Below are 15,955 nucleotides of genomic sequence, written 5' to 3'. Positions count from 1 at the left end.
GCGTTCAACGCCCGCGATTAACGATACGTACCCGAGGATCGAGCCAGGCATGCACAATATCTACCACCAGATTCGATAACACCACCAGCACGCTGCTGAACAGCAATACCCCCAGCAATACGGGAATATCCCGGCTGCGGATGGCATCAAACGACAGCTGCCCCAGTCCCGGCCAGGCGAAGACGGTTTCCACCACGATCGACCCTCCCAGCAGGGCGCTGCTCTGTACCCCCAACATGGTGATCACCGGCAGTAACGCATGACGCAGCGCATGGGCGAAAATCACCCGCTTCTCACGCGCGCCCTTGGCCCACGCGGTGCGGATAAAATCTTCGGACAGCGTTTCAATCATGGATGCGCGGGACAGCCGGGCATAGACCGCCATATAGTAAATCGCCAGCGTTAGCACCGGCAGCACCAGATGGGCCGCAATATCCCGCAGTTGGCGCCATCCCGTATATCCGGCATTGATATCTTGCCAGCCGCTGGCCGGCAGCCATGACAGCTTGACGGCAAACAGAATGATCAGCATCAGGGCAACCCAAAACATGGGAGCCGAATAGCCGATGGTGGAGAGCATGGAAATCGTGGTGTCGGCTGCACCGTGAGGCCGCCGTGCCGAAGCGACGCCCAGCAGGACGCCGCCAGTCACCGACAGGATCAGGGCGACGCCAACCAGCAGGATGGTGGCTGGCATTCTGTCGAGGATCAGATCCAGCACCGGCTCGCCGAAGCGAAAGGAAAACCCCAGATTTCCCCGCGTCAGTTCCCCCAGATAGGCGATGAGCTGCGCAAACAGATTTCGATCCAGCCCATACAGCTCACGCAGATGCTGGATGAGTTCTGGCGTGGCGCTACCGCTTTCACTGGCGATAACATCCACCAGATCTCCCGGGAGCGCCTTCAGCAAGAAGAAGTTAAGCGTCGCCACGCCGACTATCACGCCCGCCAGTTGAAGCAATCTGAAAAGAACCCGTTTTGTCATGGCGTCATTTTCCTGCTATCGATCCTCATTTTTTATCAAACCACACATGAGCAAAATTATTCTGACTGTGGTTGAACGTGTCTGTCACATTGCGCAGATTCCTGGTCCAGATACCAAACCACTTGAATTCAAAAATATTAATCTGCGGGAGATCGCGCTGCACAATTCGCTGCAATTCATGGTAAAGCGCCAAACGTTTTTGCGGATCCACTTCGACCTGCGCCACTTCGATAATTTGGTCGGCCTCAGGGCTGGCGTATCCCGATGCGTTGGTCCAGGGCGTACCTTTGCTTTCCGCCTTTGACCAGTACAACTGTTCGACGCCCAACTGGGGATCGGTCCAGTTTACCCCCCAGGAGCTGGCCAACTGATAGTCATAATCCTTGAAGACATTTTTCGTCCAGGTGGCCAGATCGAGCGCGCGCAGCGTCACGTCGATGCCAATGGCGCGCAACGCCTGACGAACGAACTCGCCGGTTCGACGGTAGTCGTCGCCAAATGGAATAAAGTCATGATTCAGTTTAAAACGCCAGCCATCCGCTTTTTTGGTATAGCCCGCCTCATCCAGCAGCATCTGCGCTTTTTTAGGATCGAAAGGGTATTGCTGGGTATCGTCGGTATAAAAGGTGCTTAGCTGGGATGAGACCGGGCCGGTGGCCGGTTTGGCGTAACCGCCCCACACGGTTTTAACCAGCAGATCTTTATTGACGGCGTGCGCAATGGCCTGACGAACCTTCAGATTACCCAGAATCGGGTCGCGCAGATTGGGCAACAGCCAGAATGAAGTGGCGAAACCGTTGTAACCCGCGGTATCCAGCGTCAGATTGGGCAGTTTTGCCAGTCGGTCCGCATCGGCGAAGGTAACGGGATTGCGCTCGCCGTATTGGATTGCGCCTGTTTCAAATGCGGTGGCGCGACCGGAAACATCAGGAATGATTTTGAATAACAGCTTGTCCAGGAAGGGACGGTCGGGTTGCCAGTATTTATCGAACCGCTCCAGCGAAATATGGCTGCCGCGCTGCCACTCTTTGAAAACGAAAGGACCGGTGCCGACAGGCTTATTGTTATACGGGTTATTGGGAATATCGGTGCCTTCATACAGGTGTTTGGGCAGAATCGGCGTGGCGACCACATCAAGCGCGTTGAGCACCACCGGCGTTGGCTTGGATAGCGTCAGAATCACGGTATGGTCGTCGGGCGTTTCCGTAGCGGTCAGATACTGGAATACCCGGCGTGCGAAAGGTGAGTACTGTAGCCAGACATTTTCCGCTGAGAACTTCACATCCGCGGAGGTAAACGGCTGACCATCGTGCCAGAAGACATTTTTGCGTAAAAAGATCGTCACCTTCAGGCCATCATCCGAAAGCGCCACCTTTTCCGCCAGCTGTGGGCGAGGGGACAGATCGGGAGCATAGTCGAATAAACCGTCGAAAATTTTGCTGACGACCGTACGGCCGGGTGTGGAGGTATTGATAAAGAAAGCCAGCGTTGGCGGTTCCGGGTGCACCACTGCTTCCAACGTGCCGCCCCGCACCGCGCCGGTTAGGGTATTTGGCAGGCTGCCGACCTCGGCAACGCTGTCATTTGGCCATATCCCGCCAAAAACGCCTGAAACCAGGATGGCGCCGGAGATGCCGAGAAATTTTCGACGATTGAGTTCGTATTCGATAACCGCATCCACGGTGCTGTCAGAGGGACGCTGCTGGTCGGTTGGATGATTTGTCATAATGTGTTTTCCCCAGATCTTATTATTCATCAGTTATATGACCGCTTCAGCAATAGCCGGCCATGATGGTGAAACGTATAACCGTCGGCGGTGGATAAGAAAACTACCGAAGGCTGCTTGAAACTACGGACGCTGAAGGAAGCACGCCTCGCGCTGCGTTTCCTTCGTCTTTCTTACCTTTGTCGGCACCGAATCGTGTTTCGGGCTGTCGATGGTTTGTATTGCCAGGCACGGCATTCAGCAGCGTACGGGTATAAGGATGTTGAGGTTGGTGCCAGATACGCTGGTGATCGCCTTCTTCCACAATGCGCCCGTCGTTCATGACCAGGACGCGATCGGCGATATAACGGACTACCGCCAAATCGTGAGAAATAAACAGATAGGTCAGGCCCAGTTCTGTCTTTAAATCCACCAGTAAATTAAGAACCTGAGCCTGAATTGAGACATCAAGTGCGGAAACCGGCTCGTCGCAGATCACTAATTGCGGACGTAATACCAGCGCCCGGGCGATGCCGATACGCTGGCGCTGGCCGCCGGAAAATTCGTGCGCATACCGGCTTCGTGCCGTGCTGGGTAAGCCGACGTCATCCAGAATACGCACGATGCGGCGCTCCCGTTCCTGTCTATCTTTGATGCCATGAATAGAGAGTGCGTAACCCAAAATTTCATCAACGCGCTGACGCGGATTAAGCGAACTGTACGGATCCTGAAAAATCATCTGTATCTGTTTTCGCCAGGGCAGCAACGCCTTGCGGGATAATGACGACAAATTCTGCCCGTTAAACAGCACCTTCCCGTTTTGCACGGGCTCCAGTTGCATAATGGCGCGCGACAGCGTCGATTTACCACAGCCGGATTCTCCCACCAGCCCCAGCGTTTCACCGGCCTGGATGTGCAGTGAAACATCGTTGACCGCCGTCACGCCATCCCGATCGTTGTCGTAGGTCACCGTGAGATTTTCAACCGACAGTATGGGCGAGTCATCTGGTTGAGCGGCAGCACGATGGGAGGCGCGCAGCGGGGGATGTGAGAGCGTAAACCCGGTTTTATCGCTAAAACGAATTTCCGCCAGACTGGACTGACGATAATGTTGTCCCTGATCCATATGCAGGGAAGCGCGCAACAGGCCTTGCGTGTAAGTGTGCTGAGGATTATTCAGCACGGCCTCAACGACGCCTTCTTCCAGCTTGCGTCCGTTATGCATGACGGCAACCCGATCGGCCCATTGGGCGACGATGCCCAAATCATGGGTGATTAGCAGTACCGCCATATTTAATTCCCGGCGTAATTCGTCAAGTAACGCGAGGATTTGAGCTTGAATCGTCACGTCCAGCGCGGTTGTCGGTTCATCGGCGATCAGCAGACGCGGCTGGCAGGCAATGGCGATGGCAATCATCACCCGCTGACGCTGACCGCCAGACAAGCTATGGGGGTAGTCGTTGAAGCGGCGGGAGGAATTGGGAAGTTTGACCAGGTCCAACAGTTCAATGGCGCGTTCCCGCGCCTGTGTCCGGCTTAACGGTTTATGCAGGAGCAGCGCCTCGGCAACCTGCTGACCAATAGTTAATACCGGGTTTAACGAGGTCATCGGTTCCTGAAAAATCATCGAGATATCATTGCCTCGCATCGCGGCGAGCTGTTTTTCACTCTGATGCAGAACCGATGTTCCGTCCAACAGGATCGAACCGCTGATTGTTGCCTGTTTGGGTAACAATCGCATGATGCTCAATGCCGTGGTGGACTTGCCGCAGCCCGATTCTCCAACCAGCGCCAGCATTTCTCCCGCCGTTATTTGCAGGTCCAGATTATCCACCGCACTCTGTTCGCGGAAATGCACGCTCAGTCCCTTTATATCCAGTAATACCGTCATACCAATACCTTAGCCACCTGCGGTGTTTATCTCAGCGCATATTTATTTTGACGAGCTCGATCGTGGCGACCTCGTCTATTGGCATGAGGCGCTGCATAGGGCCGCCTTTTCATCTTTTAGATTGCAAGCGTCATGATTCTCGTGACTCCTCATGTTTCATTACTTTAATCGCATTGGTCTCATGTTCTTTAGGACAGTTTGGCATTAGTTATATTGAGTGATTATATGATGGCTAGCCGAAACACAGGGGCAGGTCCCGCTGGACTTATGCAGTAAATCCCTATATGTGGGACGATCTCCCACATTATAGAATTTCGCGAAACGCGTCACAAAAGCACCGTTCCCACCTGTGCTAAAAATGTCTGCAATTCATATTTATTCACAGGGGAAACACGATGAAATCGGAGAACGCTGCGGGGGCCAGCGGTGTGCAGACTCTGTTTAGAGGGTTATCGGTTATCGATGCCGTAGCCGCCGGTCATCGCGATTTGAAATCCATCGGCGAATATGTGGGCACCTCGCGCAGTACAACGCATCGCCTGGTCAACGCACTGGTCAGCAAGAACTTGTTAAGGTTTGTGGATAAGGATGGCTATTATCTCGGCCCGAAATTAATCGAGCTCGGCACCAGTTCCCTTAACGCCTACCCATTGAGGATCGCGGCCAAGCACACCCTGGAGGATCTGGCGAAGCTGACCCAAGATACGGTGCATCTCGCCATCAGGGAAGGCAACGACGTGCTATACATCGATAAGATCCCCGGTACGCGCGGGCTGGAGATGCGTTCCCGCGTCGGGCAGCGCATGCCGCTGTCATCCACCGGCATTGGCAAAGCGCTTATCCTCGACGAGGATGCCGATGAATGGAAAGCCATTTTCCTGGCGAATCAGCCGCAACGCGACGCAGAGACGTTTATTCAGACGATGTCCAAATATGCTCAGGGCGGGTATTCATTTGATCTGGAGGAAAATGAATTCACCATCCGCTGCGTCGCCGCACCGGTGCGAGACGCCTCCAACCGAATTATTGCCGCTATTTCTGTCGCGAGCATTACCCCTTATATGCCCGACAGCCGCATGAGTGAACTTATCGACATCGTTAAAGGCTATGCCGACGCCATTTCCAATGAAATGGGGTGGAGCCGGACATTGTTTAATCTGCGTCGCAGAGCGCTGGCAGGGAAAAAATAACAAGGTGAATATGATGACAACGCTAATTGCCCTGGACTGGGGAACCTCCATGCTACGTGCCTGCCGCCTGGGAAAAGACGGCTCGGTTCTGGAAAAAAGAACGCTGCCCTATGGCGTGACGAAACTCCCATCATCGGCGGCCAATCGGGAAGAGGCCTTCCTTCAGGTCTATACCGAGGCGTGTGGCGACTGGCTGCGGGAAACACCGGCGTGTCCGGTGATCGCCTGCGGCATGATTGGCAGCGCTCAGGGCTGGCGTCAGGCGCCCTATATCGAGGCGCCCTGCGATATCCGGCAGTTGGCCCAGCAGTTAACCCGCGTTGAGACCGGACACGGCCAGTATTTTTCCATCGTGTCCGGCGTATGGAAAGACGGCGACCTGCCTGAAGTGATGCGTGGCGAGGAAACCCAGATAGCCGGCGCGTTACAGCATGATGAACGGCTGCGTTCGACCATGGCGCGGCAGGGAAAAGCGCTGATCGCGCTGCCCGGGACACATGCCAAGTGGGTTGAAGTGGCGCAAAACCGGATCGCGCACATCCAGACATTTATGACCGGCGATCTTTACGATGCGCTGGCGCATCACACCATTCTGGCCACCACGATACGGCCCTCCGGGCAGCCGGACTGGGAGGCGTTTGCTCAAGGGGTGGCGGTCGCTCAGCGTTACCAAGAATCCGTCGGTTTGCTCGGCACGCTGTTTTCCGTGCGCAGCCGCCTGCTATGCAAACACATCACCGCGCAGCAGCAGGCCGACTATCTTTCCGGGTTGGTGCTGGGCAGCGAATTATTGGCGGTGTTGTCCAGACTGACGCCGGAGCCAGACCAGGAGATTCCGATCACGTTCATCGGGTCTGAAGCGCTGTGTCAGCGCTATATTCGCGCGCTGACCTATCTGGAGTGTCCTTATCCGGTTCATATTTCTGACGGTGCGACAGAGCGGGGGCTATGGTACATCGCCCACCTGGCAGGTCTGCTCGACTGACGCCGTTTTTTGCCAACAGCAGGGGATTTAACCATGGATTTCTTAACAACATTACGGCAAACGGGACTGATTGCCATCCTGCGGGGAATTACTCCCGACGAGGTCGAAGATATCGGACGTCAACTATATCAGGCGGGATTCCGCATCATCGAAATACCGTTGAACTCACCCGAGCCGTTGCGCAGTATCGCCCGTCTGCGGCAGGCTCTGCCGCAGGATTGCTGGGTGGGCGCCGGTACGGTCATGTCGGTTAACGATGTGCGTGCGGTAAAGCAGAATCAAGGTGAAATCATCATCTCGCCGCATACCGATCCGGCCGTCATTCAGGAAACCAGAAAACTGGGTTTGATCAGTCTGCCCGGCGCGGCCACGCCAAGCGAGGCCTTCAGCGCGTTGTCCAATGGCGCGCACGGCGTCAAGATTTTCCCTGCCGAAGCCGTTTCTCCGCAGACGCTGAAGGCATGGCGCGCCGTCATACCCGCGGAGATCCCGCTGCTGCCCGTCGGCGGGATCACGGCTGAATCCCTATCCGGCTGGCTGGCAGCCGACGCCAGTGGTTTTGGCATTGGCGGCATGCTCTATAAGCCCGGCATGTCGCCTGAGAGCGTCGGGAAGAACGCCGCCGCCTTTGTGCGAGCCTGGCGAACATCCCACGCATAATTAACTATAAAACTATATCTCTGTACTGGAGTGCTTTATGAAAACTCGTAATATTCTGCCTCACGCTCTGGCCGGGTTACTGGCCGCCTCATCGCTCCTGTCCGCCGTACCTGCGCTGGCCGCCGACTATCCGGTTCGGCAGATAGAAATGATTGTTCCCTACAGCGCAGGCGGCGGCACCGATCTGGTCGCCCGTTCGTTTGCCGACGTAGCGAAAGAATATCTGCCCAAAGCAATCGGTATCGTCAATAAGCCCGGCGGCGGTGGCGCAGTAGGCTTCTCCGAACTGGTTGCGGCGCGTCCGGACGGCTATAAAATCGGCCTCGGCACCGCGGAGATCACCATGCTGCCGCACATGGGGCTGGTCAACTTCAATGCCGACGACTTCGCCGCCATCGCGTTGCTGAACGCCGATCCGGGCGCCATCACGGTGAAAATCGATGCGCCATGGAATACCTTTGCGGAATTCATGGAATACGCCAAAGCCAATCCGGGCAAAATCCGCATCGGTAACTCCGGTTCCGGCGCTATCTGGCATCTGGCCGCGGAAGCTCTCGGCGATAAAACCGGCACGAAGTTCAACAACATTCCTTACGATGGCGCCGCGCCAGCCATTACTGCGCTTCTGGGCGGGCATATTGAGGCGGTGAGCGTCAGCGCTGCGGAAGTCTCCACGCACGTGGCGGCGGGAACCGTGAAAATCCTCGGCGTCATGGCCGATGAACGACTGGCCGCTTTCAAAGATGTCCCCACGCTGAAGGAAAATGGCGTCGATCTGTCCATTGGCACCTGGCGCGGCATTCTCGTTCCGAAGAAAACGCCGCAGGACGTTCAGGACGTGCTGGCGGAAACCGCGCGCAAAGTGGCGGAGAATCCCAGATTCGCCGAATCCCTGAGCCGCATCAATCTGAACTTTGATTACCGTAACGCCGAGGAGTTCCAGCAGTTGATCGAGCGCGATAACCGTTATTTCAAAGAGTTAATGACTAAAGTCGGTCTGGCGCAGTAGTACGGTTGACAATAAACGACAGCTGAACGTTAACCAGGCATAAAGCCTTTTTCAATCGGGTCCGCGATACGATATCCGGGCCCCAGGCCGCCGCAGAAACCTTTTAGCATCAGAGAAAATTAATATGGCTCATGAACCGAAAGATCCGGATATCCCCGTACCGGATAACGCACGTAAAATCGAAATCGCCATCGGTGTGGTTCTGATCCTGGTGTCGCTGGCCGCTATCGTTGCCGCACAGAAATTTCCGGCTTCGCGTCTGGCGACCGATATCGGACCCTCGCGCTTTCCCGTATTTTATTCCGTGGTGCTGATACTGCTCGCGTTATTATTAATTTTTAATAACCTGTCCATTATCAAGCGCAATAAACGCGCCGGCATTACGATCGACGCTCCGCCGTCGCCCGACGATGTGGATATCCGACACGGAAAAACCGTTCTGGGCATACTGGCATCCTTTGCCTGTTTCTTCGGTATGTATTATTTCGGGTACATCGTTTCTATGATCCCCTATCTCATCTTCCTGATGTGGCTCATGGCGTTCAAACACAAAATATGGAATCCCGTTATCGCCATTGCCATTACGGGATTGACCTACGTGATTTTCTATCTTGGTCTCAATGTGGCCGTCCCCGTTGGTCTGCTGTTCGAATAAACGGCAAGACATCGTAAAGAGGTAAAAATATGCAAGAACTATCCATGCTTGCAGATGGCTTCATCGCATTGTTCAATCACCCTACGGCGCTGCTGTTATCGGTATTCGGCGTGTTTCTGGGCATTATGGTGGGGGCGCTGCCCGGTCTTACCGCCACCATGGGGGTGGCTATTCTGCTGCCGTTTACCTTTGGCATGGATCCGGTGACCGGTCTGCTGATGATTAGCGGGGTATTTTTCGGCGGCGTGTACGGCGGTTCCATCATCGCCATTCTGCTGAGGATCCCTGGCACGCCCGCCGCGGCGGCCACGGCGATTGACGGCTATGAGCTGACCAAACGGGGAGAAGGCGGCAGCGCGTTGGGGATCGCTATCATTTCCTCCACTATCGGCGGCACCATCAGCGTTTTGGTGTTGGTGTTCCTGGCGCCAATGCTTGCCCGCATCGCCCTGAAATTCAGCGCCGCGGAAAATTTCGCGCTGGCGATATTCGGCTTGAGCATCATTTCCAGCATTGCCGGCAAGTCGATGATTAAAGGGATTATCGCCGGTTTCATCGGCTTGCTCATCGCCACCGTCGGGCTCGATCCCATGACCGGGTTCCCCCGTTTCACCGGCGGATTTCCCGAGCTGATGAACGTTCCCTTTATTCCGGTGATGATTGGCCTGTTCGCCGCATCCGAAGCGTTTAAAGGGATGGCGGAAACCGATCTGGTCAAGAAAAGCGCCGTCGCGATTGGCAGTGTGATCCCCACCAAGGCCACGATCAAGCGTTGTCTGGCGACCATTCTGCGTTCGTCGGGCATCGGCGTTTTCATCGGCACCATCCCCGGCGTCGGCGCGGAGATCGGGGCTTTCGTCGCCTATAACGAGGCCAAGCGCTTCAGCAAAACCCCGGAAAACTTCGGTAAAGGCGAAATCACCGCCGTCGCCGCCTGCGAAGCCGGCGCAAACGGCTGTACCGGCGGCGCTATGCTGCCGATGATGACGCTGGGGATCCCCGGCGACGCCGTCACCGCGATCATGCTGGGCGCCATGACGCTACAGGGACTACAGCCGGGGCCGATGCTGTTCAAGGAACACGGCGATATGGTGTTCACCATTTTCGCCGGTATGCTGTTCTGTTACGCCGTCATGCTGATCATGGGGCTGGGGTCGCTGAAGCTGATTGTGAAAATGCTGCAAATCCCGAAACCCATTCTTACGCCGCTCATCATGGCGCTGTCCATCATCGGCACTTACGCCATCAACAACAGCATCTTCGATATCGGCATCATGCTGGTGGCCGGCGTCGTGGGCTACGTGATGGCCAAGTTCGAATTTCCCCCCTCGCCAGTGGTACTGGCGCTCATTCTGGGGCCGATGGCGGAAAGCAACTTCCGCCGGGCGATGTCGATATCCAACGGCAGCATGGATTTCATCTATACCCATCCGATCACCGCGGTCCTGCTGGGCCTGGCGGCGTTCACCCTGTTGTATCCTATTATCCGCAGCGTAATCAGGCATTTTAAAACCTCCGCCAGCCGCGCTGCCAGGTAAACGTCGGCGCGCCCTGTATAGGGCGCGCCGCAAATCTACCGTCTGGATGTTCGGTTGTGTTCCCACGGCGCATCCATCGCCGCGGAGAATGGGTCCCGGCATGGTTTACTGGAGAGAGAAGGGGGGTATCTGTAGCGGTTAACGTGGCACCTGTAACCCATGCTCGAGGCCGCGGGTAAAGACCACTTGCCATAATTGAATGTCTCTGGCCCGAAATGCGCCGGCGCAGGCGTTAAGATAATAAACAAACATTCTTTTGAAGCGTTCGGAATAATTCTCTTTCAGCTGAGGCCACTCCGCGAGGAAATTCTCATGCCAGGCCATCAGCGTTTTATCGTAATCCGAACCGAAGTTATGCCAGTCTTCCATGACAAAGTATTTTTCACTCGCGCTGGCAATCTGTTTTACCGAGGGAAGACATCCATTGGGAAAAATATATTTATTAATCCACGGATCGACGTTATGAGCCGTTTGATTGGCGCCGATGGTATGAAGAAGAAAAATACCGTCCGGTTTCAGGCAACGGTTGGCGACCTCAAAATAAGTGGCGTAATTTTTCGGGCCGACATGCTCAAACATGCCCACGGACACGATGCGGTCATACTGCTGGTGTAAATCACGGTAGTCCTGCAACAGAATATGGATGTCCGGATTAGCGTAGTGCTTTTCCGCAAAGGCTTGCTGTTCAGCGGAAATGGTCACGCCATGAACGGTGACGCCATAGTGCTGCGCCGCATAAGCCGCCAGCCCGCCCCAGCCGCAGCCGATGTCCAGCAGCGTCATGCCCGGTTGGAGTTGCAATTTATTACAAATCATATCCAGCTTATCCCGCTGGGCATCGCATAGGTTATCGGCTTGCTTCCAGTACCCGCAGGAATATTGCATGTAGGGATCAAGCAGGCGACAGAACAGGTCATTGCCCAGATCATAATGCTCTTTCCCCACGATCCAGGCGCGTTTCCTTGACTGGAGATTGGTTAGCCGGGCGATGGCAATGCGCAGGATGTCATTAACGCGGGACGGCATTTTTTCATCGAGATGGGCGCGCAGTATTCGGTGAAAGAAGATATCCAGCCTGTCGCAATCCCACCAGCCGTCCATATAGCTTTCTCCCAGCCCGATAGAACCTTGTTGTAATACTCGTTTGAAAAACAAAGAATGGTTAACATGAATATCCCAGGGTTCCGAACCATTGATGGTTATGCCGGATTGGGTGAGCATATCGTCTGCGATACGAAGCCATTCGTTCTTATCATCGCAGCTATTGACCGCGCATACATTACTCATAGTCTCTTCCTGGTTTAACAGTGAATCGCGTTGTTATCCGCTAACAGTAATAGATCAACATTGCCTGGCATAAAAGCAGCGTTGCTGCCCTCCGCCGGGTTCAGGTCATTGCGTACTGATTGTGGGGTAAGGAAAATTAATGATCCTGGATATAAGCGGGGTGCATAACCAACTCCCTGTTCTTTTTGAAATCTCAAATAGAGATGATTTATTATCAGGTAATTGTACCGGCCTGTATTATCATGAAAGGACAATTTATGTCGATTAGCGGCCATACCATACACTTCCCGTTTCCCACTTTATGAGGACGCGATGATTCAGCTTGTTGCGGCTCCTGAGCGGCTGACGCTGCCTCGTTCCGTCTATTTCCGCACCTGCCGGTGGGGAAAAGGCGTACTCGTCGAGCAGCATCAACACCCGTTTGTCGAATTTCTGTACGCGCGCGAAGGGGGGATGCGGGTAGAAATCGAGGGAAGGACGCTAATTGTGCCGGTTTTCTACGGCATATGGATCCCGGCGAACGTGCCGCATCGCGTTCTGACCACCAGCGATGTGCTGTTGGAAAGCCTGTATATCGAACAGGATTTCGCGGCGATCAATCACAATAGTTGCCGGGTGGTACAGATCAGCAGCTTCGTCAGAGAATTCATTCACTATGCGACCGAGCATGTACCGGAACAGTACGACAGCGCCGGGGATGACGGCATGCTGGTCAACGTGCTGATCGCGCAGATCCAGAAACTGCCGGATGCCGGTTTTTCACTGCCCTGGCCCAGTTCTCTGACATTGATGCGGGTATGCCGGGAAATTCAGGAAACTCCGGATGAAGGGCACAGTATTGAGCAGTGGGCGGCCAACGTCGGGATGTCGGTACGCACCTTTTCGCGCCGTTTCAAAAAAGAAACGGGCGTAGCCTTCAGCGAATGGAAAAAACGCATGCGGCTGTTGGAGTCCGTGATCATGCTGAAAAATAATTGCAGCGTAACCCAGGTGGCTTTGGATCTTGGCTACTCCGGCACCGCATCTTTTTCCTATGCCTTCCGGAAGATGTTCGGCGTCCCGCCGACCCGTTATTAGACCTGACCAGCCTTTCTGGCCGCGCGGAATACCGCCGATGCATGCCGTATTCCGCCGCGTCCCGCCTCATTCAGTCATCTCTGCCTTCGATGCTGCTAAGCGGCGCTATCATTCTGGAACGGGTTTTTGTTCTGCCGAAAGATCCATTCACGGATCGGCTCAATCGTGTACGCGATGCGCCAGGTGTTCCGGTGCCCGCTGGCGCCTTCCGCTGACTGATTTTCCGGGATGACGGTGCCCTCGCGGAAGGTCACGTAATTGATCGGACTGCCCTCGGCGTCTATTTTCTCGAAGGCGGCGCGGAATTGCTCCGGCGTCCAGGTCCCATCCCAGACGGCGCGGCTGATTTTCGCCCCGTCTTTCTCCAGCGCGGCCGTGATGACGTTCTGCCCGGGATAAGCCTTATTGTCATCCTGTGAGACCAGGATCCAGAGCTTTTGCCGGGCGAGCGGTTTCACCAACGCGGGATCCCATTGGCCTGCCACCAGGAATGACGCGGCGAAGAACGTCGGGTACTTGATGTCCATTGCGATCGACATCATACAGCCGCCCGATTGGCCGGTGGTGTAGAGTCGGTTACGGTCGATGCGGTATTGCTCCGCCAGCGTATTGATGAGATTGATGGTGGTGTCCAGCATATCGGACGTTTGCGAATCGTCATCAGCGATGATTTCGGCATATTGGGGCGCCAGAACGAAGCATGGCCGTTTGGCCTGATCTTCAGGGCTTGCCCAGACTACCGCGCCCAGCCCTTGGTATAGCGTGGTTGGCGTCACGTCGCTGGTGGCTCCGGCATCGTGCATGAACAGCACCAGCGGATAGGATTTTCCTGCATCATAATCTTTCGGCACGAACAGGTTGTAGCGAAGTTTCTTGTCTGTCTTCGGGTCGTGAAATTCCAACTGCTGGAAATCGTCAACGATCAGGTTCTCGACTTTGGTCGTTTCCAATCCCTCGGTACTGGCGGGAATGGTATGACCGTCGCTCATCGTGACTGGCCCGGACTGAACGACTCTGGCGGCGGCAGTTTTGTAGACAGTGTCATAGACCGGAATATCGCCGGCCTTTCCGGGGCCCATGCCGCCAGAGGATTGCTTGCGATCTCCATTCTGCGACTGCACTTTCTCAGCAAGAAGGGCATTTTTATCCTCGGGCGACAGCGTAATAATGACGAAACGGCCTTCCGCTGCCCGGCCGGCAAGATCGGCGGAGGTGCTGGCAAACACGCCGGTGATGACTCGTCCCTCAACGCTGAAGCTTGCGGCAGACAGTTCCGCGCTATTGACTGGCGCATCGTACTCCACGGCGATCCCGGTCAAGCGGATTCCATCGCCGGATACCTGCGTAATGGCTGTCGCCCCCTTTGCATACCGGGTGCCGTTTCGTGCAAAAACAGGCGCATTAATCGCAATCAGCGCTCCGGCGCATACGCCCATGATCAGGAAGTCTCGACGTGATGGCATTTTTAGTCCTCTTCAGTTTTTGATGTTGTCCATTTGCTTCAGTTTGCTGATTATTGCAGCGGCCGCAGCCTCAGCCGCACCTTTTGCATACGGTGAGCTCCGTGCTTCGTAAGTGAATCGGTCGTAGCTTTGTGAATCGGGCATATACTTGGCTGCGCCATCGACCATGGTTGCCACCATCGTTTGCCTGTACGGCGAGTTAGCCCGGATTTGCGCGCCGATGCTTGCGGCAAGTTCAGGCTGCATACCGACCAGCGCCATGTCGCCGATACGTATCAATACGACCGGAACGGTCTGCTTCTCACCAATTTTGTAGTCGAAGGCGATGACGGGACCGACTGGCTTGTCGCCCGGCGAAAAGTCTTGTGAGGTTACTTCTATACTCTCACGTCGTATGTCCAGCGTCGTTGCAGGTTCCATCACGATGTGCCGGGCGATGCGAACGACATCCGCACCGAGGCGCTCGCCGAGCAGATCCACCAGTATGAAGCCCGCCTCGTGGAGGTCAATTTGACCGACGCTGCCGTCTTCGTTAACGACATGCCGATTTGCCTGAAGATAAGGCGCCTGATCGCCTGCCGCGCCGACGAGGAATAACGCGACAGCGTCTGAACCATAGTGCGTCTCGACATAACGCGCAGCAGCCCCGGCCAGATCGGCGGAAATCAGCCTTCCGCCGGTTTCGCGCTGTGAGCCGTCGGTGATCGAGGATTGCACCGAAAAGTTCATCAGGATCGCCAGAGGCTTGCCGTCGAGGCTATTGACGCGTAGCACGCCGAGGAAGGGATCGGTGAAACCCGCTTCGTTAGCCCCCAACCACCATCCGTGCGATGTGGGCGCGTCGCGGTTGATATTCACCCGACTCGTGCCGGAACCGAAGCCCAGGCGCGCTGGCTGCAAGGTGGCGATGGCTTGCATCGCCGCGACGCGCAGCGCGGTCTCGAAAGCGCCGCGCATGGCATCGTTGCGTGCGGTGTCCGTACCAGCCGGAGCCTCTCCGGCCGAAAAGACGTGTGGCGTCGAGAAGGTGTGACTGGCGCAAATGATGGCATTCTCAGCCGGAACGCCGGTGACGGCGGTAAGAAGCGACTTCATGGCGGTAATGATTTCTTCCGGGATCGACGTCAGGTCAATGACAGTGACGCACATCCGCTTACTGCCGTCATCCAGTAGGAGAACGCGGGCGGCAAGCGGATCGTGTTCGCCGACAAATCCGTCCAGAGGATAAAGATCGTCGGAAAACACGATATTAGCCCGACCGGCACCGGCTCTGAGTTTCGCCATATTCGTTGTGCCGGCACTTGTCGCGATAGGCCGGAGCAGCGCCGAAATGCCTATGCCAAGGCCGGTTATCAGGAATTCTCGTCGTGATTGCATATTGGCTCTCATTTCATCTTATGCGCTGGCCTGGGGCTATTGTTCAACACAGAACTCCCATGCGGTATAGCGATGGATTAGTTTACCCTGATTGAAGGGAATGAAAATATGTACGGTGAAGAAGGGGACGTTT

General features: G+C 55.4%; 13 protein-coding genes. 7 read left to right on the top strand and 6 right to left on the bottom strand.

Annotation, left to right across the window (positions count from 1 at the left end; genetic code table 11):
• Positions 1 to 4: 4 nt before the first annotated feature.
• From B4923_RS04165 to B4923_RS04155, 3 genes are all read right to left on the bottom strand, one after another.
• On the bottom strand, positions 5 to 985 hold the full coding sequence (locus B4923_RS04165; RefSeq protein ID WP_109053118.1) for an ABC transporter permease: 981 nt from the start codon (positions 983 to 985) through the stop codon (positions 5 to 7).
• 25 nt (positions 986 to 1,010) lie between these two features.
• On the bottom strand, positions 1,011 to 2,711 hold the full coding sequence (locus B4923_RS04160; protein WP_109053430.1) for an ABC transporter substrate-binding protein: 1,701 nt from the start codon (positions 2,709 to 2,711) through the stop codon (positions 1,011 to 1,013).
• A gap of 103 nt (positions 2,712 to 2,814) precedes the next feature.
• Positions 2,815 to 4,581, bottom strand: coding sequence for an ABC transporter ATP-binding protein (locus B4923_RS04155; protein WP_109053117.1), 1,767 nt, complete (start codon positions 4,579 to 4,581; stop codon positions 2,815 to 2,817).
• 395 nt (positions 4,582 to 4,976) lie between these two features.
• On the opposite strand from B4923_RS04155, the gene B4923_RS04150 reads away from it, so the two are divergent.
• The 6 genes from B4923_RS04150 to B4923_RS04125 all read left to right on the top strand — a co-directional run bounded on the left by B4923_RS04150 (position 4,977) and on the right by B4923_RS04125 (position 10,618).
• Positions 4,977 to 5,771, top strand: a complete 795-nt coding sequence (locus B4923_RS04150) for an IclR family transcriptional regulator (RefSeq protein WP_109053116.1) — start codon at positions 4,977 to 4,979, stop codon at positions 5,769 to 5,771.
• 10 nt (positions 5,772 to 5,781) lie between these two features.
• Positions 5,782 to 6,756, top strand: a complete 975-nt coding sequence (locus B4923_RS04145) for a 2-dehydro-3-deoxygalactonokinase (protein ID WP_109053115.1) — start codon at positions 5,782 to 5,784, stop codon at positions 6,754 to 6,756.
• A 33-nt stretch (positions 6,757 to 6,789) separates the two neighbouring features.
• The gene (locus tag B4923_RS04140; RefSeq protein WP_109053114.1) at positions 6,790 to 7,416 is read left to right on the top strand and encodes a 2-dehydro-3-deoxy-6-phosphogalactonate aldolase; all 627 of its coding nucleotides are present in this window, start codon (positions 6,790 to 6,792) and stop codon (positions 7,414 to 7,416) included.
• A 37-nt stretch (positions 7,417 to 7,453) separates the two neighbouring features.
• Positions 7,454 to 8,425: a tripartite tricarboxylate transporter substrate binding protein gene (locus B4923_RS04135; RefSeq protein ID WP_109053113.1), complete on the top strand. Its 972-nt coding sequence runs from the start codon at positions 7,454 to 7,456 to the stop codon at positions 8,423 to 8,425.
• A 124-nt stretch (positions 8,426 to 8,549) separates the two neighbouring features.
• On the top strand, positions 8,550 to 9,080 hold the full coding sequence (locus B4923_RS04130; RefSeq protein WP_109053112.1) for a tripartite tricarboxylate transporter TctB family protein: 531 nt from the start codon (positions 8,550 to 8,552) through the stop codon (positions 9,078 to 9,080).
• 29 nt (positions 9,081 to 9,109) lie between these two features.
• Complete coding sequence (locus B4923_RS04125; protein WP_109053111.1) at positions 9,110 to 10,618, top strand: tripartite tricarboxylate transporter permease; 1,509 nt, start codon at positions 9,110 to 9,112, stop codon at positions 10,616 to 10,618.
• A gap of 138 nt (positions 10,619 to 10,756) precedes the next feature.
• On the opposite strand, the gene cfa is transcribed toward B4923_RS04125, so the two are convergent.
• Positions 10,757 to 11,905: a cyclopropane fatty acyl phospholipid synthase gene (gene cfa, locus B4923_RS04120; protein ID WP_109053110.1), complete on the bottom strand. Its 1,149-nt coding sequence runs from the start codon at positions 11,903 to 11,905 to the stop codon at positions 10,757 to 10,759.
• Between the two features lie 312 nt (positions 11,906 to 12,217).
• Here cfa and B4923_RS04115 point away from each other — a divergent pair, with 312 nt between their 5' ends.
• Positions 12,218 to 12,982, top strand: a complete 765-nt coding sequence (locus tag B4923_RS04115) for a helix-turn-helix domain-containing protein (RefSeq protein WP_109053109.1) — start codon at positions 12,218 to 12,220, stop codon at positions 12,980 to 12,982.
• 95 nt (positions 12,983 to 13,077) lie between these two features.
• Here the strand turns inward: B4923_RS04115 and B4923_RS04110 are convergent, their stop codons facing one another.
• Both B4923_RS04110 and B4923_RS04105 read right to left on the bottom strand, forming a co-directional pair.
• Positions 13,078 to 14,445 (bottom strand): carboxylesterase family protein, encoded by a 1,368-nt coding sequence (locus B4923_RS04110; RefSeq protein ID WP_109053108.1) that lies wholly within the window; start codon positions 14,443 to 14,445, stop codon positions 13,078 to 13,080.
• Between the two features lie 12 nt (positions 14,446 to 14,457).
• Positions 14,458 to 15,822, bottom strand: coding sequence for a hypothetical protein (locus B4923_RS04105; protein WP_109053107.1), 1,365 nt, complete (start codon positions 15,820 to 15,822; stop codon positions 14,458 to 14,460).
• Between the last annotated feature and the right edge of the window lie 133 nt (positions 15,823 to 15,955).

This window comes from Brenneria roseae subsp. americana, assembly GCF_003115815.1.
In the GTDB taxonomy this organism is placed as follows: Bacteria; Pseudomonadota; Gammaproteobacteria; order Enterobacterales; family Enterobacteriaceae; genus Brenneria; species Brenneria roseae.
This window is presented reverse-complemented; position numbering and strand designations above follow the sequence as displayed.

Coding starts and splice junctions, on each gene's coding strand:
- B4923_RS04105 (WP_109053107.1), bottom strand. CDS start 15,822: ATGCAATCACGACGAGAATTCCTGATAACCGGCCTTGGCATAGGCATT.
- cfa (WP_109053110.1), bottom strand. CDS start 11,905: ATGAGTAATGTATGCGCGGTCAATAGCTGCGATGATAAGAACGAATGG.
- B4923_RS04145 (WP_109053115.1), top strand. CDS start 5,782: ATGATGACAACGCTAATTGCCCTGGACTGGGGAACCTCCATGCTACGT.
- B4923_RS04165 (WP_109053118.1), bottom strand. CDS start 985: ATGACAAAACGGGTTCTTTTCAGATTGCTTCAACTGGCGGGCGTGATA.
- B4923_RS04130 (WP_109053112.1), top strand. CDS start 8,550: ATGGCTCATGAACCGAAAGATCCGGATATCCCCGTACCGGATAACGCA.
- B4923_RS04150 (WP_109053116.1), top strand. CDS start 4,977: ATGAAATCGGAGAACGCTGCGGGGGCCAGCGGTGTGCAGACTCTGTTT.
- B4923_RS04135 (WP_109053113.1), top strand. CDS start 7,454: ATGAAAACTCGTAATATTCTGCCTCACGCTCTGGCCGGGTTACTGGCC.
- B4923_RS04110 (WP_109053108.1), bottom strand. CDS start 14,445: ATGCCATCACGTCGAGACTTCCTGATCATGGGCGTATGCGCCGGAGCG.
- B4923_RS04155 (WP_109053117.1), bottom strand. CDS start 4,581: ATGACGGTATTACTGGATATAAAGGGACTGAGCGTGCATTTCCGCGAA.
- B4923_RS04125 (WP_109053111.1), top strand. CDS start 9,110: ATGCAAGAACTATCCATGCTTGCAGATGGCTTCATCGCATTGTTCAAT.
- B4923_RS04160 (WP_109053430.1), bottom strand. CDS start 2,711: ATGACAAATCATCCAACCGACCAGCAGCGTCCCTCTGACAGCACCGTG.
- B4923_RS04140 (WP_109053114.1), top strand. CDS start 6,790: ATGGATTTCTTAACAACATTACGGCAAACGGGACTGATTGCCATCCTG.
- B4923_RS04115 (WP_109053109.1), top strand. CDS start 12,218: ATGATTCAGCTTGTTGCGGCTCCTGAGCGGCTGACGCTGCCTCGTTCC.